The sequence below is a fragment of the Bacillus sp. FJAT-27445 genome (assembly GCF_001510665.1).
Taxonomy (GTDB): Bacteria; Bacillota; Bacilli; order Bacillales; family Cytobacillaceae; genus Bacillus_D.
The window spans coordinates 187,142-212,202 of the sequence record NZ_LMTI01000002.1 but is presented as its reverse complement, the minus strand read 5'-3'; the positions used below and the strand labels follow the sequence as shown (position 1 = coordinate 212,202).

At 47.2% G+C, this 25,061-nt stretch carries 24 protein-coding genes; 19 read left to right on the top strand and 5 right to left on the bottom strand.

The features are described 5' to 3' along the window. Positions 1 to 191: 191 nt before the first annotated feature. The 13 genes from AR337_RS05705 to AR337_RS05645 all read left to right on the top strand — a co-directional run bounded on the left by AR337_RS05705 (position 192) and on the right by AR337_RS05645 (position 15,003). Positions 192 to 1,199, top strand: coding sequence for a thiamine pyrophosphate-dependent dehydrogenase E1 component subunit alpha (locus tag AR337_RS05705; protein WP_059171067.1), 1,008 nt, complete (start codon positions 192 to 194; stop codon positions 1,197 to 1,199). Next, a complete protein-coding gene (locus AR337_RS05700; protein ID WP_059171066.1) occupies positions 1,200 to 2,183 on the top strand; it encodes an alpha-ketoacid dehydrogenase subunit beta in 984 nt (327 codons plus the stop codon). 39 nt (positions 2,184 to 2,222) lie between these two features. Next, positions 2,223 to 3,539 (top strand): dihydrolipoamide acetyltransferase family protein, encoded by a 1,317-nt coding sequence (locus tag AR337_RS05695; protein ID WP_059171065.1) that lies wholly within the window; start codon positions 2,223 to 2,225, stop codon positions 3,537 to 3,539. Positions 3,540 to 3,716: 177 nt separating this feature from the next. Then, positions 3,717 to 5,531, top strand: a complete 1,815-nt coding sequence (locus tag AR337_RS05690; protein ID WP_253701530.1) for a methylmalonyl-CoA mutase family protein — start codon at positions 3,717 to 3,719, stop codon at positions 5,529 to 5,531. After that, the gene (scpA, locus tag AR337_RS05685) at positions 5,524 to 7,719 is read left to right on the top strand and encodes a methylmalonyl-CoA mutase (RefSeq protein WP_059171064.1); all 2,196 of its coding nucleotides are present in this window, start codon (positions 5,524 to 5,526) and stop codon (positions 7,717 to 7,719) included. The genes AR337_RS05690 and scpA overlap by 8 nt, the downstream gene beginning before the upstream one ends. Then, complete coding sequence (meaB, locus tag AR337_RS05680) at positions 7,719 to 8,762, top strand: methylmalonyl Co-A mutase-associated GTPase MeaB (protein ID WP_082686866.1); 1,044 nt, start codon at positions 7,719 to 7,721, stop codon at positions 8,760 to 8,762. The genes scpA and meaB overlap by 1 nt, the downstream gene beginning before the upstream one ends. A 213-nt stretch (positions 8,763 to 8,975) precedes the next feature. Beyond that, positions 8,976 to 9,833, top strand: coding sequence for a nuclease-related domain-containing protein (locus AR337_RS05675; protein WP_367576250.1), 858 nt, complete (start codon positions 8,976 to 8,978; stop codon positions 9,831 to 9,833). Between the two features lie 552 nt (positions 9,834 to 10,385). Continuing rightward, a complete protein-coding gene (locus AR337_RS05670) occupies positions 10,386 to 10,823 on the top strand; it encodes a BrxA/BrxB family bacilliredoxin (protein ID WP_059171061.1) in 438 nt (145 codons plus the stop codon). Between the two features lie 323 nt (positions 10,824 to 11,146). Then, positions 11,147 to 11,941, top strand: coding sequence for a transporter substrate-binding domain-containing protein (locus AR337_RS05665; protein WP_059171060.1), 795 nt, complete (start codon positions 11,147 to 11,149; stop codon positions 11,939 to 11,941). A 79-nt stretch (positions 11,942 to 12,020) separates the two neighbouring features. Beyond that, positions 12,021 to 12,680 carry an amino acid ABC transporter permease gene (locus AR337_RS05660; protein WP_059171557.1) on the top strand — a complete coding sequence of 220 codons (660 nt, stop codon included), beginning with the start codon at positions 12,021 to 12,023 and terminating at the stop codon, positions 12,678 to 12,680. Beyond that, the gene (locus tag AR337_RS05655; RefSeq protein ID WP_059171059.1) at positions 12,673 to 13,395 is read left to right on the top strand and encodes an amino acid ABC transporter ATP-binding protein; all 723 of its coding nucleotides are present in this window, start codon (positions 12,673 to 12,675) and stop codon (positions 13,393 to 13,395) included. Before AR337_RS05660 ends, AR337_RS05655 begins: the two co-directional genes overlap by 8 nt. A 75-nt stretch (positions 13,396 to 13,470) precedes the next feature. Beyond that, entirely contained in the window at positions 13,471 to 14,466 is a 996-nt protein-coding gene (locus AR337_RS05650) for an aromatic acid exporter family protein (RefSeq protein WP_059171058.1), read from the top strand. Between the two features lie 24 nt (positions 14,467 to 14,490). Then, positions 14,491 to 15,003, top strand: a complete 513-nt coding sequence (locus tag AR337_RS05645) for a L,D-transpeptidase (RefSeq protein ID WP_059171057.1) — start codon at positions 14,491 to 14,493, stop codon at positions 15,001 to 15,003. Between the two features lie 40 nt (positions 15,004 to 15,043). Here the strand turns inward: AR337_RS05645 and prli42 are convergent, their stop codons facing one another. Beyond that, on the bottom strand, positions 15,044 to 15,139 hold the full coding sequence (prli42, locus tag AR337_RS23060; RefSeq protein ID WP_156129718.1) for a stressosome-associated protein Prli42: 96 nt from the start codon (positions 15,137 to 15,139) through the stop codon (positions 15,044 to 15,046). Positions 15,140 to 15,339: 200 nt separating this feature from the next. On the opposite strand from prli42, the gene mce reads away from it, so the two are divergent. From mce to AR337_RS05630, 3 genes are all read left to right on the top strand, one after another. Then, a complete protein-coding gene (mce, locus tag AR337_RS05640; RefSeq protein WP_059171056.1) occupies positions 15,340 to 15,753 on the top strand; it encodes a methylmalonyl-CoA epimerase in 414 nt (137 codons plus the stop codon). Further along, on the top strand, positions 15,754 to 17,307 hold the full coding sequence (locus tag AR337_RS05635) for an acyl-CoA carboxylase subunit beta (protein ID WP_059171055.1): 1,554 nt from the start codon (positions 15,754 to 15,756) through the stop codon (positions 17,305 to 17,307). Between the two features lie 80 nt (positions 17,308 to 17,387). Continuing rightward, positions 17,388 to 18,509: a M20/M25/M40 family metallo-hydrolase gene (locus AR337_RS05630; protein WP_059171054.1), complete on the top strand. Its 1,122-nt coding sequence runs from the start codon at positions 17,388 to 17,390 to the stop codon at positions 18,507 to 18,509. An 87-nt stretch (positions 18,510 to 18,596) separates the two neighbouring features. Here AR337_RS05630 and AR337_RS05625 read toward each other — a convergent pair whose 3' ends face one another. Continuing rightward, positions 18,597 to 19,358, bottom strand: a complete 762-nt coding sequence (locus AR337_RS05625) for a hypothetical protein (RefSeq protein WP_059171053.1) — start codon at positions 19,356 to 19,358, stop codon at positions 18,597 to 18,599. Positions 19,359 to 19,551: 193 nt separating this feature from the next. Between AR337_RS05625 and AR337_RS05620 the strand changes: the two genes are divergently transcribed. After that, positions 19,552 to 20,838 (top strand): DNA polymerase IV, encoded by a 1,287-nt coding sequence (locus AR337_RS05620; protein WP_059171052.1) that lies wholly within the window; start codon positions 19,552 to 19,554, stop codon positions 20,836 to 20,838. Positions 20,839 to 20,907: 69 nt separating this feature from the next. Here the strand turns inward: AR337_RS05620 and AR337_RS05615 are convergent, their stop codons facing one another. Both AR337_RS05615 and zwf read right to left on the bottom strand, forming a co-directional pair. Beyond that, positions 20,908 to 21,525: a cyclase family protein gene (locus tag AR337_RS05615; RefSeq protein WP_059171051.1), complete on the bottom strand. Its 618-nt coding sequence runs from the start codon at positions 21,523 to 21,525 to the stop codon at positions 20,908 to 20,910. A gap of 15 nt (positions 21,526 to 21,540) precedes the next feature. Then, the gene (gene zwf, locus AR337_RS05610) at positions 21,541 to 23,010 is read right to left on the bottom strand and encodes a glucose-6-phosphate dehydrogenase (protein WP_059171556.1); all 1,470 of its coding nucleotides are present in this window, start codon (positions 23,008 to 23,010) and stop codon (positions 21,541 to 21,543) included. A gap of 294 nt (positions 23,011 to 23,304) precedes the next feature. On the opposite strand from zwf, the gene rnz reads away from it, so the two are divergent. Next, positions 23,305 to 24,231, top strand: coding sequence for a ribonuclease Z (gene rnz / locus AR337_RS05605; protein WP_059171050.1), 927 nt, complete (start codon positions 23,305 to 23,307; stop codon positions 24,229 to 24,231). Between the two features lie 70 nt (positions 24,232 to 24,301). Here rnz and AR337_RS05600 read toward each other — a convergent pair whose 3' ends face one another. Further along, positions 24,302 to 24,574 carry a hypothetical protein gene (locus tag AR337_RS05600; protein WP_059171555.1) on the bottom strand — a complete coding sequence of 91 codons (273 nt, stop codon included), beginning with the start codon at positions 24,572 to 24,574 and terminating at the stop codon, positions 24,302 to 24,304. Positions 24,575 to 24,763: 189 nt separating this feature from the next. Here AR337_RS05600 and AR337_RS05595 point away from each other — a divergent pair, with 189 nt between their 5' ends. Next, entirely contained in the window at positions 24,764 to 25,048 is a 285-nt protein-coding gene (locus AR337_RS05595) for a hypothetical protein (protein WP_059171049.1), read from the top strand. Positions 25,049 to 25,061 lie beyond the last annotated feature (13 nt).

Genomic DNA, 25,061 nt, shown 5'->3' with positions numbered 1-25,061 from the left:
ACTCCAGCGGGTTGCAGCGGCAAGGTGGAGACCCCACAGGCGCTTGCGCCGAGGAGGCTCCACTGACGCCCCGCGGAAAGCGTGTGCCCGTAGCGGAAATCAACACATTTGCTAAAACCACTTTTTGTGGTGAAGAACCTAAAAAATTCTTCGCACCATTTTTAAAAGAACATTTGGGAGGGTTATGTTTAATGGCAGAAAACCGCCACCATGCATTGGGCTTGAGTGACGATACAGTATTGGAAATGTACGAAATGATGCTTATGTCCCGGCGACTTGATGAACGGATGTGGCTTTTGAACCGTTCAGGAAAAATACCATTTGTTATTTCATGCCAGGGGCAGGAGGCTGCCCAGGTAGGAGCCGCATTTGCGCTTGATAAGGAAAAGGATTATGTTCTTCCCTATTACAGGGACATGGGTGTCGTCCTTACATTTGGGATGACCCCAAGGGAACTGATGCTTTCAGGGTTTGCGAAAGCGGAAGACCCCAATTCAGGTGGCCGCCAGATGCCGGGCCATTTTGGGCAAAAGAAGAACCGGATCGTGACCGGTTCATCTCCTGTTACAACACAGGTTCCGCACGCCGTTGGGATTGCCCTTGCCGGCAAGATGGAAAAAAAGGACTTTTTGACTTTTGTAACTTTTGGAGAAGGATCATCCAACCAGGGTGACTTCCACGAAGGAGCAAACTTCGCCGGGGTACATAAACTGCCCGTTATTTTCATGTGTGAAAATAATAAGTATGCCATTTCTGTCCCAATAGAAAAGCAGCTAGCCTGCGAAAACGTGTCCGATCGGGCAATTGGCTACGGAATGCCGGGAGTGACCGTTGACGGAAACGATCCACTTGAAGTCTATAAAGTTGTAAAAGAAGCGGCCGAACGCGCACGCCGCGGAGAAGGCCCGACACTCGTAGAAACTATTTCATATCGTCTGACCGCACACTCATCCGATGACGATGATAGGGTGTACCGGGCTCCGGATGAAGTAGCAGCTGCAAAAACCAAAGACCCAATCATCACGTTTGGCGCCTATTTAAAGGAAACTGGCGTCTTGGATGATGAACTGGAGAAACAGATCAACGACCGGATTATGAAGCAAGTAAATGAAGCGACAGATTATGCCGAGAGTGCGCCATATGCCAATCCGGAGGATGCGCTTAAATATGTCTATGCGGAAAGTCAGGGGGATGCATAAATGGCGGTGATTTCTTATATCGATGCAGTCACAATGGCGATACGTGAAGAGATGGAAAGGGATCCAAGGGTATTTGTCCTGGGCGAGGATGTGGGCCGAAAAGGCGGCGTCTTTAAGGCCACCCACGGATTATATGAAAAGTTTGGCGAGGAGCGGGTCATTGACACCCCTCTAGCTGAATCCGCTATCGCGGGGGTCGGGATCGGAGCTGCCATGTACGGGATGCGGCCGATTGCTGAGATGCAATTTGCCGATTTCATCATGCCGGCTGTCAACCAGATTATTTCGGAGGCTGCAAGGATCCGATACCGTTCCAATAATGACTGGAGCTGCCCTATGGTCATACGCGCGCCTTATGGCGGAGGAGTCCATGGCGCTTTGTACCATTCCCAGTCGGTTGAGGCTATTTTTGCGAACCAACCCGGCCTTAAAATTGTCATGCCGTCAACACCGTACGATGTAAAAGGTTTGTTGAAGGCGGCAATCCGCGATGAGGACCCTGTTTTGTTCTTTGAGCACAAACGGGCATACCGCCTCATCAAAGGCGAGGTTCCAGAGGATGATTACACACTGCCAATCGGCAAGGCTGATGTAAAGAGGGAAGGGGAAGACATCACGGTCATTACCTATGGCCTTTGTGTCCATTTCGCCCTCCAGGCCGCGGAAAAGCTAGCCAAGGATGGCATCTCTGCCCATATCCTTGATTTGAGGACCGTTTATCCGCTTGATAAGGAGGCCATCATTGAGGCTGCGTCCAAAACAGGTAAAGTCCTTCTAGTTACTGAAGACAACAAGGAAGGAAGCATTATGAGCGAAGTGGCGGCCATTATTGCCGAGCACTGCCTATTTGAGCTTGATGCGCCAATCAAAAGGCTGGCTGGGCCAGATGTGCCTGCGATGCCGTATGCACCTACCATGGAGAAGTTTTTCATGATGAATCCTGAGAAAGTTGAAAAGGCTATGCGGGAGCTCGCGGCATTTTAATGCCGGGGCGACTGAATATGTGTGAAGGAGTGACCTCACTTGGCTGTTGAACAAATTAAAATGCCGCAGTTGGGAGAAAGCGTGACAGAAGGCACCATCAGCAAATGGCTTGTATCCCCTGGTGACAAAGTAAATAAGTATGATCCGCTAGCAGAGGTCATGACAGATAAGGTAAATGCAGAAATCCCGTCGTCTTTTGCTGGTACAATCAAAGAATTGATTGCGGGTGAGGGGGACACCCTCGCTGTAGGAGAAATTATCTGCACGATTGACGCTGGCGGGGCTGAGGGAGCAACCTCCGTTTCCAACGAGGTTCCTAAATCCGAAAGCGGAGCGAAAAAGGATACTGAAAAAGGGACGGTATCAGCATCCCAAACAGTAAGCGTAGAAAAAGGAAATAGGCAGCGCTATTCACCTGCGGTCCTAAAAATTTCCCAGGAACACGGGATTGACCTTGCACAGGTAAAAGGGTCCGGAGCGGGCGGCCGTATTACCCGCAAGGATCTTTTGCAGCTAATCGAATCAGGAAACATTCCTGCAGCGGCTGAACAAAAAGGCGAACCGGTTAACAGCCAGCGGAATGCGGAACAGGATTCCGAGCCAGCAAAGCCTGCAGCAGCCGCTGCTGCGCCGGTAAATGTTGCTGCCATGCCTGGAGATATCGAAATACCGGTGACAGGCGTGAGAAAAGCAATCGCGGCCAATATGCTTAGAAGCAAGCATGAAGCCCCGCATGCCTGGACAATGGTGGAGGTGGACGCCACCGGACTAGTTGAATACCGGAATTCGATCAAGGATGATTTCAAACAGAAGGAAGGCTTCAACCTTACGTTCTTTGCATTCTTTGTAAAAGCAGTTGCCCAGGCTCTGAAGGAATTCCCGGAAATTAATTCAATGTGGGCTGGGGATAAGATTATCCAGAAAAAGGACATCAATATTTCCATCGCGGTTGCAACCGAGAATGCATTGTTCGTTCCGGTCATCAAGCATGCAGATGAAAAGACGATCAAAGGCATAGCCCGTGAAATTACCGAGCTTGCTGGAAAAGCACGCAATGGCAAATTGACAATGGATGAAATGCAGGGTGGAACCTTTACGGTTAACAACACAGGCTCATTTGGCTCCGTACAGTCGATGGGCATCATTAATTACCCTCAGGCGGCAATCCTCCAAGTCGAGTCGATTGTAAAACGCCCTGTTGTGATGAATAACGGCATGATTGCTGTCCGTGATATGGTGAACCTCTGCTTGTCGCTTGACCACCGCGTCCTTGACGGCCTCATTTGCGGCAGATTCCTCCAGAGGGTGAAGGAGATTATCGAAAACACTTCGAAATCGAATACCTCTGTTTATTAATTGAAAATGAAGGCCCGCTTCCCGTTGGAGGCGGGCTTTTTCACCTGGGGAAAGAAGAAGGGATTTGTTCTCCGTTGCTTCAACTAAGCCGCTATACTACAATTAAAGAAGTACTTTTTTGAATTTTTGAACGGAAGCGAAAGGGGGGACTGTCTCCGTAGGTGGGGACAGGCATGTATGGGGATTGACAAAATGATGGGATATCGCTTTCCTGAAAAAACCATGGAAGATTGGAAAGAAAAAGCCGAACAATCGCTAAAAGGAAAATCAATCGATACCTTGAAAAATAGTACATACGAATCAATTATTTTGAAACCGCTTTACACCCTGGAAAATAGAAAAAGTGCCGGCTTTCCGGGCAAACCGGATTTCCGACGCGGTATCAATCCACTCGGTTACCGGGCAAGGAAATGGAATATTGCCCAAAAGGTTTTCTGGGAATCTCCGGATGAATTAACAAAAAAGCTTTCAGATGCCTTTTCAAAAGGCCAGACAGCCATTTCATTCGGCTTAAAGCCTGGCCTTGAAAAAGAAGCTGCTATTGCGGCTGCACCATTTTCGGCTGGCAGGCCATTTGCGGTTGATGCGGGAAGCAGCCAGAATGCCTTTATTTCGGCACTTGAAGGTGCGATTGAAGCGGGCGACATCACAGGCTATATCGGATATGATCCCCTGTCTTTAACTGCAAAAAAAAATAGTAGTGCACCTGCCAGCTTTGAGGAGTGGAGCAAAACCATTGCCCAAACAGCCAATAAGCATCCGAATCTCAGGATAGTCCTAATCGATACAGGCGTCTACCACAACGGAGGAGCCAATGCCGTCCAGGAGCTGGCTGTTTCCGCTGCCGCCGGAGTTTTCTATATTGAGCAGTTATTAAAAGCGGGAATGGACATTAGTACGATTTTTTCAAAAATGGTATTTAAATTCGCTGTTGGGTCCAATTTCTTTATGGAAATTGCCAAGCTTCGTGCGGCGCGTATCATCTGGGACAAAATAGGAGAGTTGTATGGTGCTGTTGAACTTGTCCGGGGAATGGAAATCGCAGCCGAAACGTCCCCTTTTACTAAAACACTATTTGACCCGCATGTAAACCTGTTGCGGTCCGGAAATGAAGCGTTTGCCGCGGTGCTGGGCGGCGTTCAATATGTGCAAGTGGAGCCGTTCGATTCCCTTGGAGGAGCTACCCCGATATCGGAAAGGATTGCTCGGAATATCCAGCTAATCCTCCAGGAAGAGGCTCTTTTGGATAAAGTGGCCGACCCAGCCGGCGGTTCCTGGTATATAGAAGAGCTAACCGAGCAATTGGCGGAAAAGGGATGGGAGCTTTTTGGAAAAATAGATGCACTCGGAGGAATGCCAGCTGTCCTTAAGTCAGGATGGCTGGAAAAGGAAATTGCTACAACGCTTGATCAAAGGGTGGCCGATGCGAAAGCGAGAAAGCAAAGCATCGTCGGCACAAACGTATATGCCAATCTTGCTGAGACCGCAAAAGTAATTCCGGAGTGGCAGAGATCGGTAACTGGCATTCCTCATACGAGGCTCTCGATCCCTTTTGAGGAACTGCGGTTGAAATCGGCCGCTCTTGAAAAATCGGGGCAAAAAGCTTCGATTGGCCTAATTTGCCTGGGCAGCCTGAAAGAGAGCAAGCCGCGTGCGGATTTTGTTGAAGGCTTTTTAACTCCAGGCGGCATAATGGCGGTTCGGAGCGGAATGGTTCTCTCTGTGGCGGATGCAGAAGCGTTTATAGCCGAAACAGGTCTATCCCGTTATTGCTTCTGCTCCACGGATGAACGATACAGGGAAATGGGGCTTGGGATTTTAACCGAATTGAAGCGGAGGAACCCAGAGTTTTTCTTTTACCTTGCAGGGCAGCCTGAGGAAAAAAATGAATGGCTTGAAGCCGGACTCAAGGAATTTATCCATATTAGAAGCAATTGCCAAGAATTTTTGGCGAATGTGATTGGCGAAATGGAGGCGGCAGGAAATGAGTAAAAAGCCCGATTTTCAAAATACAGCCCTATTCGGGTCAGAACGCCCTTCCAAAAAGGAAGAATGGAAGGCTGAATGTGAAAAGCTTGCGGGGGAACAATTTGACCGCCTTCTGTTTGAAACGAATGAAGGGATTAGCCTGAAGCCTGTTTATTCCGAGGACGACATTTCCGGCCTTGAACACCTGGATGGGAAGCCGGGACTGCCCCCGTTTACCCGCGGACCATATCCGACGATGTACGTAAATAGGCCGTGGACCGTGCGCCAGTATGCCGGCTTTTCAACAGCGGAGGAAAGCAATGCCTTTTACCGGCGGAATCTGGCGATGGGGCAAAAGGGTCTGTCGGTTGCCTTTGACCTCGCGACCCACCGCGGTTATGATTCCGACCATCCAAGGGTTGTCGGCGATGTCGGCAAGGCCGGGGTTGCAATCGATTCCGTCCTCGATATGAAAATCCTCTTCGACGGAATTCCGCTAGACCAAATGTCTGTCTCGATGACGATGAACGGGGCGGTGCTCCCTGTTTTGGCTTTCTACATCGTTACGGCTGAAGAACAGGGCGTCAGCAGGGAGCAATTGTCGGGTACGATCCAGAATGATATTTTAAAAGAATACATGGTCCGGAACACGTATATTTATCCGCCTGAGATGTCGATGAAGATTATCGCTGATATTTTTGCGTATACATCCAAGTATATGCCGAAGTTCAATTCTATTTCGATTTCCGGCTACCATATGCAGGAAGCGGGGGCGCCGGCGGATATCGAACTCGCCTATACACTTGCGGATGGTCTGGAATACGTCAAGACCGGTTTGAAGGCCGGAATTGATATTGACTCGTTCGCTCCCAGGCTCAGCTTTTTCTGGGGAATCGGCATGAATTACTTCATGGAAGTAGCGAAGATGCGGGCGGCCCGCTTCATTTGGGCGAAAATGATGAAGGATTTCAACCCGAAAAATGAAAAATCGCTGGCGCTCAGAACCCATTCGCAAACATCCGGCTGGAGCCTGACCGAGCAGGATCCGTTCAATAATGTAATGAGGACGCTCCTCGAAGCGCATGCAGCGGCAATGGGCCATACCCAGTCGCTGCACACGAACGCACTTGATGAAGCGATTGCCTTGCCGACAGACTTTTCGGCGCGCATTGCCCGCAACACCCAGCTTTTCCTTCAGGAGGAAACCGGGATTACAAAAGTTATCGACCCGTGGGGAGGCTCCTACTATGTCGAGGCGTTGACGGCTGAGCTGATTAAACGGGCAACCGCCCATATTGATGAGGTTGATGCGCTCGGCGGCATGGCAAAGGCGATTGAAACCGGGCTGCCAAAAGTGAAAATCGAAGAGGCTGCGGCAAGGAGACAGGCGCAAATCGATTCCGGAAAAGAAACAATCGTCGGCGTTAACAAATATAGGCTCGATCAAGAGGACCCGTTGGAAATCCTCGATATCGATAACACGGCTGTCCGGATCAAGCAGATTGAGAGATTGAATCAATTAAAGGCAAACCGGGATGTGCGGGCCGTTGAAGCGGCACTATCCGCCCTTGAGGAAGCGGCTCGTTCTGGCGAAGGGAACCTGCTGGAATTCGCCGTTGAAGCCGCGCGTGCCAGAGCCACACTTGGTGAGATTTCGGATTCAATCGAAAAAGCGGCCGGCCGCCATCGCGCGGTTATTCGCTCCGTAAGCGGTATTTACAGCTCGGCGTTTTCAAATGACGAAGAGATTTCCAGAGTCAAGGAAATGGCTGATGATTTCCTTGAAAATGAGGGAAGAAGGCCGAGGATTCTGATTGCGAAAATGGGCCAGGACGGCCATGACCGCGGCGCGAAAGTCATTTCAACCGCTTTTGCCGATCTTGGGTTTGATGTTGATATCGGGCCGTTGTTCCAAACCCCCGCCGAAACGGCGATGCAGGCGGTGGAGAACGACGTCCATGTCGTTGGCTTCAGCTCCCTTGCCGCTGGCCATAAGACCCTATTGCCACAGCTAGTCGAGGAGCTGAGGAAACTCGGCCGTTCGGATATTCTCGTTGTTATCGGCGGAGTGATACCCGCCCAGGACTACCAATATCTTTATGACCAAGGTGCCACTGCAGTTTTCGGCCCTGGCACGGTCATCCCGGTTGCCGCTCAAAAAGTCATCAAGTCCATATACGAAGCACTCGGCTATGAGGAAGTAGAGCTTTGATGGGGATTGATTCTGGTAAAAAGGGCAGCGGGAAGGCCTTTCGTAAAAAAGCCGGGTCTAAGGTGTCGATCGATAGCCTTGCTGGGGGGATCCTTACTGGGGAAAGAAGCTCTCTGGCACGCGGCATCACGCTTGTCGAAAGCAATGCGGGCCATCATTTTAAGGAAGCACAGGATCTTTTGCAAATATTGCTCCCGTACAGCGGCAAGTCCATCAGGATTGGCATTACGGGAGTCCCGGGTGCGGGGAAAAGCACGTTTATTGAGGCGTTTGGATCATTTCTCTGCGGACTGGGCCATAAAGTGGCCGTCCTCGCTGTAGATCCAAGCTCAACGGTAAGCGGCGGCAGCATCCTCGGCGATAAAACGAGAATGGAAAACCTTTCACGCGAGCCAAACGCATTTATCCGTCCCTCTCCTACCGGCGGAAAGCTTGGCGGAGTGCATCGGAAAACGAGGGAGTCGATGCTATTGTGCGAGGCGGCCGGGTTTGATGTCATCCTTATTGAAACGGTCGGGGTCGGACAAAGTGAAGTGGCGGTCAGGGGGATGGTCGATTTTTTCATCCTTCTTGTCCTAACTGGCGCGGGCGATGAACTCCAGGGTATGAAAAAAGGGATCATGGAGCTTGCCGATGTCATTGCGGTTAACAAGGCGGACGGTAAGAATGAGCCGCTCGCCGAACAGACACGGATGGAATACATGCGGATCCTCCATTTCCTTCAGCAGGCGACCCCCGGCTGGGACACTAGGGCGCTTTCCTGCTCAGCCTTGACCCTTAAAGGTATTCCTGAAATATGGTCGGTTATCAAGGAATTCAAGCAAGTGACCGAACAGTACGGCGTGTTTACGGAAAGGCGATTGTCGCAAATGCGCGACTGGTTCCATACCGTTATTTCCGACCAGCTCCACTACAGCTTTTATCAAAATGAAGGCGTTAAAAGACTTTTGCCGGGGCTGGAGAGCGATATACTTAGTGGGAAAAAGACAGCGGCCAGTGCGGCTGAGGAGCTTTTTGCGGTTTTTAACGGGCTGGGAGAGTAGAGTGGACGCTTGAACTGTTCTGAAAATTGATAGATTGTTTGGAAGCGGGGCGTGTTGCCCGCTTCTTTTTTTAGTCATATGGAAAATGTTAACAGAATGTTCACCGTATTCGGATGTTATTTTTAATAAAATGGGCTTAAAGAACAAGAAAGGAAGTGGCATATGTTTTTAAAACACAGATCGGAGCCTGAGGAACTATTAGTTTTGAGGAGTTTGAACAAACGGATGGAGCTTACGGGCAAGGATAGGCAGCGACTTTCCAATATGGAAAGAGGATTTGAAGGGGAAGTGCAATTTGACCTCCTCGCCAAAAATATTCAAGAAGAGCGCTACATACTGAATGACTTGCGGCTGGAAGTGAACAATTCGGAATTTCAAATTGATTCACTTATCATTTCGCGGGGCATTCTGTACCTGTTGGATGTGAAAAATTTCTTTGGCGATTTTTACATGAAAGGCGACAAATTTATTTCGGTTAAAACAGGGGAGGAATACAAAAACCCTCTTGACCAGTTAAAAAGAAGTGTGCTGCTCCTCCGCCAGATTCTCAATTACTACAACCTCAATTTCCTCATCGAAGCATATGTCATCTTCATTAATCCTGAATTTACCTTGTACCAGGCCCCAATGGATCACCCCATCATACTTCCAACCCAGGCTAACCGTTTTATACGGGAACTGAACGAAACGCCATCCCGGCTCAATGATAGCGATAAGAAACTCGCGCAAACGCTGCTATCCCTGCATTTAACCAAAAACCGATTCCAGAAGCTGCCTGAATATCGGTTTGAACAGCTGAAGAAAGGGATGTTTTGTAAAAAGTGCGGATGTCTACTCTCAATTATTGAACATCATAATTTAGTATGCGGAAATTGCGGTCAACGCGAAAAAATTGAATCCGCTATTTTGCGGAATACAGAGGAATTTAAACTGTTGTTTCCTGAACGCAAGATTACCACCGCTGCTATTCAGGAGTGGTGTAAAGCAGATTTAATAGGAAGGACTTTTTCTAGAACATTAAAAAAGCATTATAAGATGATTGGTTGTACTAGTGATGTATATTATGAGTAAACCCCTGGATGCAATATAGTTTAAGCAAAATCGGAAGGAGCAGCGGTATTCTTATTTTACTGTCTTCTGACAAGATTGCGGTTAAAAAGCGGAAATGAGTCAGAAGTAGCCTCGTCTTCTGACAGGTTGGCGGATAAAAAGTGGAAATGAGTCAGAAGTACCCTCGTCTTCTGACAGGTTGGCGGATAAAAAGCGGAAATGAGTCAGAAGTAGCCCCGTCTTCTGACAGGTTGGCGGATAAAAAGTGGAAATGAGTCAGAAGTACTCCCGTCTTTTGACAGGATTGCAGCTGAAAAGCAGAAATGAGTCAGAAGCTGTCTGTCTTATTGAAATTTAAACCCGCCATATAACCCCAAAACAAAAAAAAAGCGGATAGCACCATAAGTGCTATCCAAAAAATTAGGGAGTTTAGGGGTATGGATCTAGCTGTAGTTCTACAATTCCCCGTATAGAAAGTAAATAAACCTATCTACCAAAATTTTCTCTTTGATTGAAAACGGAGGTCCCTCCCTGTATGATAGAAATAGACATTTTTAACAGGGAGTGATTCCATTGAATATGGATTTTAATTTGTTTATGAATGATGTTGTCCGCCAGGCGCGCCAGGAAATTTCCGCTGCCGGCTATACGGAGCTGAAATCCCCTGAAGAGGTGGATGAAGCGCTTGGCCGTGAAGGAACTACTCTCGTAATGATTAATTCTGTGTGCGGGTGCGCAGGCGGTATCGCCAGGCCAGCTGCAGCCCATGCCGTTCATTATGACAAGCGGCCTGATTACCTTGTGACGGTTTTTGCGGGCCAGGATAAGGAAGCCACCGAAAAGGCGCGGCACTATTTCACCGGCTATCCGCCATCCTCTCCTTCGTTTGCGCTTTTGAAGGACGGAAAAATCTGCACGATGATTGAGCGCCATGATATTGAAGGATTTGACCCAATGAATGTTATCCAGAAGCTGCAACAAAGCTTTGACCAGTACTGCGAAGAGCTGTAACGCCGCATAGGATGAACATGTTTTAGTCGTAAAAAACAAAAACGGCCCGTTATGCTGATGCATGGCGGGCCTTTTTTTTCGCTCATGCAACTACTCCTTGGCATCCATAGAAATACAAAAAAGCTGTCTCAACGGCCTATCTTAAATTTGGAAATGCTATTTTTAAAAATAGTATTGCATAATTATTAATACGTGTTAAAATTCATTAATGTGAATAATTATTAACAGGGTATTTTCCTTGTAAAGAAGGAATCATCCTGTTTAAAATGGGTAGTAAGAAATGAAGAGATGTAAATTTAAGTAAATTAGGGAGGATAATTTTTATGAAAAAAAGTGTTATTTTGTTTTTAACTGCCATCTTGCTTGCGGGCATCCTTTCTGCATGCGGGACAAAAAAGGATGACGATGCGAAAACAGGGGACGGTGGAGAGGACAAGAAGACTCTTATCATGGCCACTTCTGCGGATTATCCGCCATTCGAATACATTGAAACGGACAAAAGTGACGAAATCATCGGTTTTGACGTAGACTTGGCAAAAGCTATTGCCGGAAAACTGGGCTATGAGGTCCAAGTGAAGGACATGGATTTCAACGGCCTTGTCCAGGCGCTTAAATCCGGCCAGGCTGACTTTGTGCTTGCAGGTATGACTCCAACTAAAGACCGGAAGAAAAATGTGGACTTTAGCGATATTTATTACACTTCTTCCCATATGTTTGTGACAAAAAAGGACAGCGGCATTAAGACACTTGAGGACCTTGAAGGCAAGACAGTCGGCGTCCAGCTTGGCTCAATCCAGCAGGGAAAAGCAGAGGAAATCCAAAAAGAAGTTAAAATCAAAATTGAAGACAGAAACAGGATTCCTGATTTGATTCAGGAACTCAAATCGGGTCGATTTGATGCTGCAATCATCGAGGATACAGTTGCCAAGGGCTTCTTTGAACATGAAAGTGACCTTGAAGGCTTCACCATTTCAGATGATCCTGAAGAAGCGGGCTCCGCAATCGCATTTCCTAAGAACAGCGAGTTGACAGATAAATTCAACGACGAGTTGAAGAAAATGAAAGAAAATGGTGAACTCGAAAAATTGGTTGTTAAATGGTTTGGCGGGGAACAATAAAGGGAAGCATGTGAACGTTCAGGAGGCTTGTCCTCTCTGAACGTTTTTACAGTTAATGCAGAGAGGAATGGTTTTAAGGATGGAATTGGATTTTGGGCAAATTGTCCCTTCTATTCCGTATATATTAGAAGGAATATGGGTTACACTCCGTATCGTGTTAATTGCGGGTGTACTCGGATTTGCATTTGGGATTATTTTATCACTTTTTAAAATTAGCACGATTAAGCCGCTGGGTTGGCTTGCGGATGCCTATACAAGCATTTTCAGGGGAACTCCGCTAGTGCTTCAGCTTATGATCATCTATTTTGGTTCGCCCCAGATTCTTGGATTTCAAATCGAGCCTTATACAGCCGCCATCATTTCGTTTGCTCTTAACTCGGCTGCTTATATTTCCGAAATCATCAGGGCTGGAATCCTTGCGGTAGACAAAGGGCAAAGGGAAGCTGCCCTCGCTCTAGGGGTTCCTTACAGACAAATGATGTGGGATATCATTCTCCCTCAGGCATTGAAAAATATTCTTCCAGCACTTATGAACGAATTTATTACATTGACCAAGGAATCAGCGATTGTAACGACAATCGGGGTTATGGATATCATGCGCCGCTCCTACCAGGTTGGGGCTAAGTATTATTCATATTTCGAGCCGTTGATTGTTGCTGGTATTATTTATTACCTCATGGTTATCATACTGACATTACTTGGCAAGCTGGTCGAAAGGAGGATGAGGCGCGGTGATTAAAATTGAAGAATTGCGTAAAAACTTCGGCAAGCTTGAGGTTTTAAAAGGCATTTCAACCTCGATACAGGAAAGGGAGGTAGTCGCGATTATCGGGCCTTCAGGGTCCGGGAAATCAACCTTCCTCCGATGCATGAACTTGCTTGAAGTTCCAACAAGCGGCCGAGTTTGGATAGGATCGGACGAAATAACAAACAAGAAGACTAATATTATGAAAGTACGGGAAAATGTCGGAATGGTTTTCCAGCACTTTCATTTGTTCCCGCATAAAACAGTTCTGCAAAATTTAACTTACGGCCCGATGAGGGTAAAAGGGCTATCAAAAGCCGAAGCGGAAAAAATCGGGTATGAGCTGCTTGAGAGGGTCGGCTTGTTTGAAAAAGCTAGCGAGTATCCCGGCCGTCTTTCCGGCGGGCAGAAGCAGAGGGTCGCGATTGCCAGGGCACTGGCGATGAAGCCAGAAGTCATGCTGTTTGACGAACCGACATCGGCACTCGATCCTGAAATGGTCAAGGAGGTTCTTGATGTCATGAAGTCCCTCGCTCACACTGGAATGACCATGGCCATTGTTACCCATGAAATGGGCTTTGCCAGGGAGGTTGCCGACAGGGTGCTGTTTTTGGATGGCGGGGTCTTGGTCGAGGATGCAGCGCCAGAGCAATTTTTCTCAAACCCAAAAAGCAAAAGGGCTCAGGAATTCTTGCAAAAAATGCTTTAATGAGGATATGCTAGGAAAAGATGGTCGCGATGATCATCTTTTTCATTTGCTTTTGTGGCAGGGAGGGACACGCCTATGAAATACAGGATTGGCTACAGGACGGCCAAAACCGCGATTGGCACAGCTGCATCCATTATCATCGCGCAGCAGCTGGGGGCACATAACTTCGCCTCGGCTGCGATCCTGACAATTCTCTGCATCAAACCGACCAAAAGAAAGTCGCTCAGGGCGGCATGGGACAGGTTTCTCGCATGCCTTTTGGCAATGCCGTTTTCCGCGCTCTTTTTTGAGGCGATTGCCTACCATCCGCTTGTCATAGGTTTAATGCTAATTTTCTTTATCCCCACTATTGTGATGCTGAAAGCTAGGGATGGAGTTGTGACAAGTTCGGTTATCATCCTTCATATTTATTCAGAGGGCCATATTACAAAAGGCATTATTTTGAATGAACTCATTGTGATTTTGGTCGGGATAGGGGTAGCGCTCCTGATGAATCTGTATATGCCAAGCCTTGAAAAAAAGCTAGATGAATATGGCAGCCGGATAGAGGACAACTTCAGGAAAATTTTTATGGAAATGGCCAAATACCTGCGGACGAATGAAAGCAGCTGGGATGGGAAGGAAATTTCCGAAACCGCGAAGCTTTTGAATGAAGCGAAATCACTAGCTTTCCGTGATGTCGAGAACCATCTTCTCCGTGAAGAAAGCCTGTACTATCACTATTTTACGATGAGAAAAAAGCAATTTGAAATTATTGAGCGCATACTGCCGATTTCCGCAACGCTTACCCATACGGTTGAACAGGGAAGGATGATGGCCGATTTTATTGAAGAGCTTTGCGAGAATATCCATCCGGGGAATACTGCGTATATTTATCTTGATAAATTGAGGCATTTAAATAAGGAGTTCGAAAGGATGGCTCTGCCCAAAACAAGGAAGGAATTTGAAGCTAGGGCGGCCCTTGTTCAAATGGTCAATGAACTGGAGGATTACCTGCTCATAAAAAGTTCCTTTAAAGGAATTAAAGGGGAGGAAACAGAGAATCGAAGCAGGGTGGTTGGCGCAAACTAGGGAAAAATGGCAAGGGTGGTTTGAATGGCAAATTTGCTGGCTGTGCTGTTGTCCGTTCTGTTTGTTTCGCCAATCTGGCCTCTGGGTCCCAATCCGCTGCCGGGTGATACTTTTATCATTATCAATAAAAAGACAAACGAGATGGCCTTTATTGATGATAACCGGGTGCAGACGGTTCTATCTGTCGGTACAGGAAAAAGTCCCGGGCTGACTCCTGAAGGATTGTTCACTGTCACTGTTAAAGCAGAAAATCCGTATTATCGGAAAAAGGATATTCCGGGCAATGATCCGGCAAACCCGCTTGGCACCAGATGGATAGGCTTTGATGCTGATGGGACGGATGGCAGGACGTACGGCCTCCATGGGACAAACAATCCTTCTTCAATTGGAAAATATGTATCGGAGGGCTGCGTCAGGCTTCAAAATGAAGGAATCGAGTCTCTTTATCCCTTCATACCGCTCGGCACAAAAATATTGATTACCACGTCCAATCGGCCCTTCACCGAATTGGGAAGTGAATATGGAGCCATCCAATAGGAAAAGGGACTGTCCATCCGGGCAGTCCCTTTCGCTCTCTTTATAGAAATGATGATAATCCGAGCAGGAGTGTGGAAGCTAGCATCGCGAATAGCATCAGATAAACAATGATTTTTCTGGACTTGCGGTTATTCATATTAATTCTCCTCCCTGAATGAGTTATGGGATACTATTATTGTACCGGGAAAAGAGTCTGCGGACAACCTTTCAAATTGGGAAGGATTTATGACACTTTTTAGAGAATACAATAATTGTCGAATTTTTAGGGGAAATGGATGATTGTTCGCGAAAATGGAATAACCATCCATACGGGATTGCACAAAAGGGGATGATAAAATGATTAAGAAAGTGGACCATATCGGGATTGCCGTCAAATCTCTCGAGGAAGCGCTTCCTTTTTATACAGATGTCCTTAAGCTTCAGCTTTTGGGCGTTGAAGAAGTGGAGAGCGAGAAAGTGACTGTCGCTTTTCTGGATGCGGGGGGCACAAAGCTCGAACTTCTTGAACCTTCCTCGCCCGAGAGCGCGATAGCAAAGCATATTGAGAAAAGGGGAGAAGGCATCCACCATGTCGCGTTCGGCGTTACTTCCATCCAAGACAGGATAAACGACATGAAGGAAAATGGGATCAAAATGCTTCAGGATAAACCGAAACCTGGTGCTGGCGGGGCGAAAGTTGCATTCATGCACCCAAAATCAACTGGCGGGGTACTATATGAGTTTTGCGAGAAGAAAGGAATGGAGAGCTAGATGGCTGACATTTTTGAGAAAATCAATGAACTTTATGATAAACGCCGGGAAATCGAAATGGGAGGCGGCGATGAAAAAATAGCGAGGCAGCATGCGAAGGGGAAGCTGACAGCGAGGGAACGCATTACCCTCCTGGTAGATGCAGGCACGTTCGTTGAGTTGAATCCGTTTATCGAACACAGGACGACCGATTTTGGTATGGATAGGCAGAAAGGGCCTGGTGACGGGGTTGTGACAGGCTATGGAAAAATCAACGGACGCCCTGTCTTTGTCTTTTCCCAGGATTTTACCGTATTTGGCGGTGCTCTTGGTGAAATGCATGCAAAGAAAATCGCCCATGTGATGGACCTGGCCGCCAATACCGGAGCCCCGGTCATTGGGCTTAACGACTCAGGGGGAGCACGGATTCAAGAGGGCGTTGTTTCCCTTGATGGCTATGGGCACATCTTTTATAGGAACGCCATCTATTCCGGCGTTGTGCCGCAAATCTCCGTCATTCTCGGACCATGCGCCGGGGGTGCTGTCTATTCACCAGCGATTACGGATTTTGTCTTCATGGTGGAAGGCACAAGCCAAATGTTCATTACCGGGCCGAAGGTAATCGAAACTGTGACGGGTGAGAAAATTTCGCCGGAGGACCTTGGCGGGGCAAAGGTCCATAACTCTATATCAGGGAATGCCCATTTCATGGGGAAAACGGAGGAAGAAGTACTGGAGTCTGTGAGAACACTGCTAAGCTATCTTCCACAGAATTCCCAGGAGAAACCGCCGCATGTTGATAATGGAGACACTGGGGATGACTACAGGTCAGACCTCGTAGACTGTATCCCTTTTGACCCAGTCAGGCCGTATGATGTCAGAGTTGTTATTGGCCATGTCGTTGATGAGGGAAGTTTTATGGAAATCCACCGTGATTTCGCGAAAAACATCGTCGTTGGGCTTGCCAGGATAAAAGGGGACACGGTGGGGCTTGTCTGCAACCAGCCGAAAGTGATGGCTGGCGGCCTTGATATCGATTCTTCCGATAAAGCTTCAAGGTTCATCCGATTTTGTGACTCCTTTAATATCCCAATCATCACCTTTGAGGATGTAACTGGATTTTTCCCGGGGATTAAACAAGAACATGGCGGAATTATCCGCCACGGAGCAAAGATTTTGTATGCTTACTCTGAAGCGACAGTGCCAAAGCTAACCGTTATTTTACGAAAGGCATACGGCGGCGCGTACGTTGCCCTGAACAGCAAATCAATCGGCGCGGACCTCGTATTCGCCTGGCCGAATGCGGAAATCGCCGTTATGGGACCACAAGGTGCCGCAAATATCATTTTTTCAAAAGAAATCGAAAACAGCCCGGACCCGGAAAAGGTTCGACAACAGAAAATTGAGGAATACCGCGAAAAATTCGCGAATCCTTATGTGGCGGCGGCCCGGGGAATGGTCGACGATGTTATCGATCCTAGGGAAACAAGAATCAAACTTGTACAGGCTCTGGAAATGCTCAAAAACAAACACGAAACCCGGCCTCCGAAAAAACACGGAAACATCCCGCTCTAATCGGGGATGTTGATGATAGGGCAACTGGAAAGGTATACTAAAATAGTGAGTACATACATTTTCTGATGGAGGTTTAGCAGATGATTGATAGTGAACGGTTATTGAATGAATTTATTGAGCTGGTCCAGATCGATTCTGAAACCAAGTATGAGGCAGCGATTGCAAAGGTATTGAAGGAAAAGTTTTCCGCGCTTGGATTGGATGTATTTGAGGATGACACGACCTCCATTACCGGACACGGGGCAGGGAATCTTATTTGTACGTTGGCAGCCACAAAAGACGGGGTGGACCCAATTTATTTTACGAGCCATATGGACACAGTCACCCCGGGAAATGGTGTCAAGCCCTCCATTAAGGACGGTTATGTCGTGACGGATGGCACGACAATCCTCGGGGCGGATGACAAAGCTGGCCTTGCTGCGATGTTCGAGCTAATCCGCGTTCTTAAGGAAAAATCGATTCCGCACGGAGAAATCCAGTTTGTTATTACAGTCGGCGAAGAATCGGGACTTATGGGAGCCAAAGCGCTGGATCCGGCAAAAATAACCGCCAAGTATGGTTATGCGCTTGACAGCGACGGGAAGGTTGGCAATGTAATTGTTGCCGCACCTACACAGGCGCGAATCGATGCCGTCATTTACGGAAAGACTGCCCACGCGGGAGTTGCTCCTGAAAAAGGCGTTTCTGCGATTACAATCGCCGCAAAAGCGATTGCAAAAATGCCTCTTGGCAGAATTGACAGCGAAACTACGGCAAATATCGGCCGATTTGCAGGCGGACAGGCGACGAATATTGTAGCTGACCGTGTTGATATTCTTGCCGAAGCAAGATCGCTTATTCCTGAAAAAATGGAAGCTCAGGTGGCGAAGATGAAGGAAGCATTTGAATCGGTTGCTGAACAGATGGGCGGTAGTGCTGAAGTAGAGGTCAAAGTCATGTATCCTGGCTTCAAGTTTGGTGAAGGCGACCATGTTGTTGAGGTAGCAAGGAAAGCGGCCGCGAAAATTGGCCGCAGCTGCGAACTCCAGCAAAGCGGCGGGGGAAGCGATGCCAATGTAATTGCCGGTTTCGGGATTCCGACGGTTAACCTCGCGGTGGGCTACGAGGAAATCCATACAACGAATGAGCGTATGCCGATTGAAGAGCTGGGAAAGCTGGCTGAAATGACGATTGCGATTGTCGAGGAAGTAGCGAACCAATAATTTTTGTTCTAAAAGGGGACCCGCTTGGGATCCCCTTTTAGTTTAACGAAATAGTCGGCGTTTTTTTAAAAAAAATATCATTCTGCTTTACCTGTCCAGCGGCTCCACTTCCTCCAGCTCGGTTGTAACAATCGTTTCATTACCGGAAGAGTCCTTAAGATAAAATGACTTTTTTACAATCCCGAGTCCCGGTGCCCAGATGTTTTGTACGACGCTTCCATCCTCCCCAATTTTCTCGAGAATAATTGCATTGGATAGTGTCCTATAAGGCACCTTTACGGTCGCATCCGTTTCTTTGACTGTCCATCCATCAAACTGTTGATTGGGTTTAAGAGGATTGGGCAAAATCAGCCTGGGTTTGAAAGTCCGCTTGTAGGCATTGATATCTGGAGCATCTTCGGAGTAGTATTCAGGTTCCTCATATACGATGGAAATCCCGTTTTTATCCAACTGATAAATTCTGAGTATGCTCGTACCGCCGTTTTCAGCAACCGCTGCTAGATAAGCATTTTCCTTAGAAAATACCCTTTCAACCTCCGCAGCATATTCATTTCCGGTTCCTTTGAACTTCTTCAGTTGATTAGGCGCAGGCATATATGCTCCTGTTTGGATGGGGGTTCCCGTTCCTATATTGGTTCCATTGCCGCCATCCGCTGAATCAGTGCTGCTGCCATTGCCAGTAGTCGGTCCAGGTTTGTTTGGCACTTCCTTTTTTTCCGTATGGTCCTTTCCATTTCCGCCCTTGTTGGATTGCTCCAAATTTGTATCTTTAGCTGGTTTGGAATGATCCCCCGCACTGCAGCCGCCCACAATGAATAAGGCAGTAATTAGTACCAGCAGTTTTCTCATACCTATCACATCCTTGACAAAATATACTGCTATAACTATTTGACGTATTCTATGCTAATATGTTTCGTTAATAGTACTAAATTGGCGGCCAAATCACAAATTCATCCGGACAAGTATATCCGCATGGAAGGGATGCGGCAATCCATTGTTTTTGCTAAACTAAAGGAAGAAGATACGGATGGAGGTGATGGCCATGAAGGAGATGTATCCTAAAAAGGGAAGGGTCATTTTGCATGTCGATATGAATAGTTTCTATGCCTCTGTGGAAGCAGCCCATGACTCTTCCCTGAAAGGCAAGCCTCTGGCCATCGCTGGCAATCCAGAGGAGCGGCGCGGAATCATTGTCACTTGCAGCTATGAAGCAAGGAAATTGGGCGTCAAGACGACTATGCCCCTTTGGGAGGCTAAAAAGCTTTGCCCCCACTTGATTATAATGAGGCCGAATTTTGACAGATACCGCGCCGCGTCAAAAGCCATGTTTGAAATTTTAGCGCAGTTCACCCAGTTGGTTGAGCCGGTTTCAATTGATGAAGGCTATTTGGATATAACAGAAAGCTATGACCTTGGCAGCCCACTGGATATTGCCCGGACAATTCAGAAGCGGATCCTCGCCCAGCTTGATCTGCCATGCAGCATCGGAATTGCCCCAAATAAGTTCCTTGCAAAAACGGCATCAGATATGAAAAAACCATTGGGGATTACCGTACTCCGGAAACGGGATATTCCGTCTGTTCTTTGGCCGAGGCCAGTCGGCGATATGCATGGGGTAGGTTCAAAAACAGCCGAAAAATTAAAGGGGATAGGAATTGAAACGATTGGCGGCCTTGCATCCGCAAATGAAGTACAGCTAAAGATGATCCTGGGGATTAATGGAATTAAACTTAAGGACAGGGCGAACGGAATTGATCCGAGGCATGTCGATCCTGATTCCATATCCGATTTTAAAAGCATCGGCAATTCAACAACCCTTCCAAGGGATATTGCCAATCAGCATGAGCTTTTCACTGTCCTTGATGGGCTGGCAGATAAAGTCGCGACGAGACTGAAAAGGAAGAATGTCCTAGCAAATTCACTCTCCATCACAATCCGTTACAAGGATCGAAAAACGTTTAACCGCGGAAGAAAGCTCAGGAACCCTGTTGGTGGCAAGGAAGAAATTGCCCAATTAGCCAAGCAGTTGTTTGTAAGCAACTGGAACGGCGACCCTGTCAGGCTCCTCGGCATTACCGGTTCCGATTTGGCTGGAGCGGAAGAATCTGTTAAACAGCTTGACCTATTTTCCTATGAAAAGGAAGCGAAAAAGGAGCCACTCTACAAAACTATGTCCATTTTAAAAGAAAAATACGGCAAAAACATTATTTCAAATGCGGGATCATTAAAAGAGATTGATGCCAATAAAGGAACGCAAACAAGCTTTAACAAGGATTTCCTGCGAGGGTTTAGGCCCGGGCAGAAAGGGAAAGAAAACGAATCGGAATAACGCTTTTCTATTAAAAATGCCGTCCACTATGGACGGCATTTAATCCTTATACTGAAATCGCGCAATAACTCAGCTTAAGCCTTCAAGCAGCAAAATCCTTGCCGGTGCGGCATCGGTTCCCTGCAGCTTCAGTGGAGCCGCAACCATTATATACTCGCCTGCTTCCACGTCCTTGAGGCGCAGACCTTCAATGATGATGATATCCCTTCCCATCAGAGCCTTGTGGGTTGGATGCCCTTCCTGGGCGCGTTCAATGCCAAGCGCATCGATCCCCACGCCGGCAATACCGATTTCCGCCAGCTGTTCGGCCGCGTCCTTGGCGACGAAAATGAATTCAAAATTGAACTCTTCATCAAAGGAGTTTTTTGTTTTGAATAGGACGAAATCATCTTTTACAATATCAAGGCCAACCAAATCATTAGCGGTAATCCTGTCGGTAACTTGTGTCAGCTCAAACACCTTGCACTGACGGACCAGTTCCTCAATGGCAATCATTTCAAACGTTTTTCCTTCGTTGATCATATGGAGCGGTGCGTCTATATGTGTTCCTGTATGAAGATCAAGGCTGAGCCTCGATTCTGTCACATGGGCATTTGTGGCGGTTTCAAGCTTCGGCTGCTTTTCTGGCTTGTTTTTATAAACGGGCATTCCTTCAAAAATCGGTGCGGTGATGTCATGGATTTTCATTTATTTCCCCTCCGGTTAGCATCTTTCTACATTGAGATCCCGAACACGCCACCAGAAGAAGCCGTCCCTCTCTAATAGCTCCTCTGCAGCAGCAGGACCTCTTAATCCTGGTTCATAATTAGGAAAACTCTCTTCCTTCGTGCTTTCCCATTCATCAGAAATTTTGTCCACAAAGCTCCAAGAAAGGGCAACCTCATCCCAATGCGCGAAGTTGGTTGCATCGCCGCGCAAGCAGTCATAGAGAAGCAGTTCATACGCTTCAGGGGTATTCATTTCATTTACCCCATTATTGGCAAAGCTCAATTTCACCTCTGTGGCATCCATTCCCTGGCCGGCCTTCTTTGCGTTCAGGTGAAGGGTGATTCCTTCCTCCGGCTGGATATGGATAACGAGCAGATTAGGATTCAACGGCTTGTCGGGCTGGTAATACAGGTTCATTGGGATGTCCTTGAACTGGACAATGATTTTTGTTGATTTGGCCCCAAGCCTTTTGCCCGTCCGGATATAGAATGGAACTCCTGCCCAGCGCTGATTATCAATCATCAGTTTTCCGGCCACATACGTTTCGGTGTTGGAATTTTTATCGACCATTGGTTCATCCCTGTAAGCGGGAACGTCCTTGCCATCCAAAGTGCCTGCTCCATACTGGCCTCGGACAAAATAATTGGATACTTCATTGCCTTCAATTGTTCGAAGCGAACGGAAGACCCTGATTTTTTCCGAGCGGATTTCATCGGTGGTCAGCTTGATTGGCGGTTCCATTGCCAAAAGGGCAACCATTTGGAGCATATGGTTCTGAACCATATCCCTAAGGGCGCCGCTTGTTTCATAATATCTGCCGCGCTCCTCGACCCCAAGTGTTTCACTTGATGTAATCTGTATATTTGAGATATAGCGGTTGTTCCAGAGCGGCTCAAAGAGAGCATTGGCAAAACGGATGACTTCAATATTCTGAACCATCTGCTTGCCGAGATAGTGGTCAATACGATAAACTTCTTTCTCGCTGAAGGCGGTACGGATTTGCTCGTTTAGCTCAACCGCCGATTTAAGATCATGGCCGAATGGTTTTTCAATGACAAGCCGTTTAAAGCCCGGTACATCGGTAAGGCCGTCAGACTTAAGGTGGAGTGCAATGGGGCCGAAGAATTCAGGGGCCATCGCCAGGTAAAAAATCCTGTTTCCCCCTAGATCATAGTGATTGTCCAGTTCTTCCGCCATCTTTTTTAAAATGGCATAGGAACCTGAGTCGGTAACATCATGGGAATGATAATAGAAGTGGGAAGCGAATTCATCGATGCCGGTTCCGTATTCATCTGCTTCGATTACCGATTTCTTTACATTTTCCTGGAACTGCTCATTCGTCAGCGGCCTCCTTGCAACTCCGATGACAGCAAAACATTCCGATAAGAGGCCTTTTCGGAAGAGCCTGTACAGGGAGGGATATAGTTTCCGGTTTGCAAGGTCACCAGTGGCCCCGAAAATCATAATTAGCGATTTTTGTTCTCTAGTCTGTGACAAGGATGATAGCTCCTTTGCGAAAGAAATTTCCGAATTTAATAATTTATCTATACAAATACAAAATTTTAGCTGTTTCTTCTATATTTAGCAACTGATTAGCAATCCATGTACCTTATCATGGAACGAAAAAGGCGCCATCGTATTAAAAGGGCGGGAAGGGTTAAGTATGGTATAGTAAGAAAAAATGGTATATGGGTCCAAGCCTGCTGAACTGGGCGAGGGCCTGGCTAATGACTTTTGCAAAAGAAAGAGGTTTTTACGTTGGAATTATTATTCCTGGGAACAGGCGCGGGTGTTCCCGCGAAATTGCGGAATGTTACATCAATGGCATTGAAGCTTCTTGATGAACGAGGGAGTGTGTGGCTTTTTGATTGCGGGGAAGCGACACAGCATCAAATCCTTCATACCTCGCTCAAGCCGCGCCGGATTGAAAAAATTTTCATTACCCACCTCCATGGTGACCACATATACGGCCTTCCCGGGCTATTATCAAGCCGCTCGTTCCAGGGAGGGGAGTCGGAGGTTGAAATTGTAGGGCCGCCAGGGATTGAAACTTTTTTAAAAATAAGCCTGTCAGTGAGCGGTTCATACTTAAAATACCCGCTAAAAATCACGGAGGTTAACGAGGGAACCGTTTTCGCTGACGGGCAATTCAAGGTTGAAGCGCTTCTCCTAGACCACGGAATTGCTTCTTACGGGTATCGCGTTACCGAAGCGGACCGCCCAGGCACACTTATGGCCGATAAACTCGAGGAGGCGGGCATTCCGCCAGGGCCAATATATAGAAAAATCAAGGCTGGCGAACCTGTTGCACTTGAAGATGGCACGGTTATAGACCCCGCCGATTTTCTGGGGCCGAGACAAAGAGGGAGAATCGTCACGATCCTCGGTGATACCCGCTTTTGTGCGAACGCGATAGAGCTTGCCAGGAACGCCGATCTCCTTGTCCATGAAGCGACATTCGCCGCGGGCGAGGAAAAGATGGCGCATGAGTATTTCCATTCAACAACTGCCCAGGCAGCGGATGTTGCAATTAAGGCAAATGCCAAAAAGCTGTGCCTGACCCATATTAGCTCCCGCTATGACCGGCAGGCATCAAGGGAACTGCTTAAGGAGGCACAAGGTTTTTTCGAAAATACAGAGATAGCCGAGGATTTTAAAGAAATTAATATTCCATTACATCAATAGCTCTTCCTATTTGAAGACTATACAAATTTTAAGTTTACAAGGGCGAGCTGCTTAAGTTCCATGTGTGGGGCTATTTTTTCCTAAAAGCCCTCCAGGCTGTTTTAAGAGCGGCGTAATTGCCAATCGCCGCATAGCCATAAAACCAGCCCATGAACAATCCCGCAAGCAGGCTGTATTGATGGCTGACCAGAACAGATAAAAGAAATCCCATAAAGATAGCCACTGTTGGAACAAACTTTTTTGGAATGTTGAAATAGAGCTTCAGGATTTGTGTGATTGCCATTATGGCCGGAACCGCAATGACAACATCCCAAAAGTTCGTATGTATGACAGGGAAGTTCAAATCCATCAACCTCCGTGGAAGTGTCTTACCCTTAGTGTGGTCTTTTTGGATGCCGGCCAACCAAAAGATTAGGTTCCATAAGTATTCTTGCTTATTTTTCCCCTTTTCAAAAAAAATGCGGCCTTTGCTGCTTAGATTTTGGTGAACAGGGTAGAAGTATGTGGAAATCAACTTCTTGGAGGGACCATCATGGAGGCGTTTATCCTTATCAGCACGTTTATGTTTATTATGGGATCGCTTATTTTATTGGTTAGCGGCATTATTAGTTTCTTTTTCCCAAAGGTCCATTTTATGTACATACTTGGCGGAAGCGCCATTACGGGAGCCGGGTTTGCCTATCTTTATGAACTTGGGGGGCTTGTCTTCCTTGCGGTAATCCTAAATGTTTTTCTTTCTGCTATTGCCATTGGGCTGGCGAAATACAGCCTTTATTTAAAATCAAAAGCAGAGCTTGAAGCGGACAGTTTATTTTAATTGAAAAAGGCGC

Excerpts from the sequence above, each read along its gene's own strand:
- AR337_RS05705 (WP_059171067.1), top strand. The coding sequence starts at position 192 with ATGGCAGAAAACCGCCACCATGCATTGGGCTTGAGTGACGATACAGTA.
- AR337_RS05700 (WP_059171066.1), top strand. The coding sequence starts at position 1,200 with ATGGCGGTGATTTCTTATATCGATGCAGTCACAATGGCGATACGTGAA.
- AR337_RS05690 (WP_253701530.1), top strand. The coding sequence starts at position 3,717 with ATGGGGATTGACAAAATGATGGGATATCGCTTTCCTGAAAAAACCATG.
- scpA (WP_059171064.1), top strand. The coding sequence starts at position 5,524 with ATGAGTAAAAAGCCCGATTTTCAAAATACAGCCCTATTCGGGTCAGAA.
- meaB (WP_082686866.1), top strand. The coding sequence starts at position 7,719 with ATGGGGATTGATTCTGGTAAAAAGGGCAGCGGGAAGGCCTTTCGTAAA.
- AR337_RS05665 (WP_059171060.1), top strand. The coding sequence starts at position 11,147 with ATGAAAAAAAGTGTTATTTTGTTTTTAACTGCCATCTTGCTTGCGGGC.
- AR337_RS05660 (WP_059171557.1), top strand. The coding sequence starts at position 12,021 with ATGGAATTGGATTTTGGGCAAATTGTCCCTTCTATTCCGTATATATTA.
- AR337_RS05650 (WP_059171058.1), top strand. The coding sequence starts at position 13,471 with ATGAAATACAGGATTGGCTACAGGACGGCCAAAACCGCGATTGGCACA.
- AR337_RS05645 (WP_059171057.1), top strand. The coding sequence starts at position 14,491 with ATGGCAAATTTGCTGGCTGTGCTGTTGTCCGTTCTGTTTGTTTCGCCA.
- prli42 (WP_156129718.1), bottom strand. The coding sequence starts at position 15,139 with ATGAATAACCGCAAGTCCAGAAAAATCATTGTTTATCTGATGCTATTC.
- mce (WP_059171056.1), top strand. The coding sequence starts at position 15,340 with ATGATTAAGAAAGTGGACCATATCGGGATTGCCGTCAAATCTCTCGAG.
- AR337_RS05635 (WP_059171055.1), top strand. The coding sequence starts at position 15,754 with ATGGCTGACATTTTTGAGAAAATCAATGAACTTTATGATAAACGCCGG.
- AR337_RS05630 (WP_059171054.1), top strand. The coding sequence starts at position 17,388 with ATGATTGATAGTGAACGGTTATTGAATGAATTTATTGAGCTGGTCCAG.
- AR337_RS05625 (WP_059171053.1), bottom strand. The coding sequence starts at position 19,358 with ATGAGAAAACTGCTGGTACTAATTACTGCCTTATTCATTGTGGGCGGC.
- AR337_RS05620 (WP_059171052.1), top strand. The coding sequence starts at position 19,552 with ATGAAGGAGATGTATCCTAAAAAGGGAAGGGTCATTTTGCATGTCGAT.
- AR337_RS05615 (WP_059171051.1), bottom strand. The coding sequence starts at position 21,525 with ATGAAAATCCATGACATCACCGCACCGATTTTTGAAGGAATGCCCGTT.
- zwf (WP_059171556.1), bottom strand. The coding sequence starts at position 23,010 with ATGATTTTCGGGGCCACTGGTGACCTTGCAAACCGGAAACTATATCCC.
- AR337_RS05595 (WP_059171049.1), top strand. The coding sequence starts at position 24,764 with ATGGAGGCGTTTATCCTTATCAGCACGTTTATGTTTATTATGGGATCG.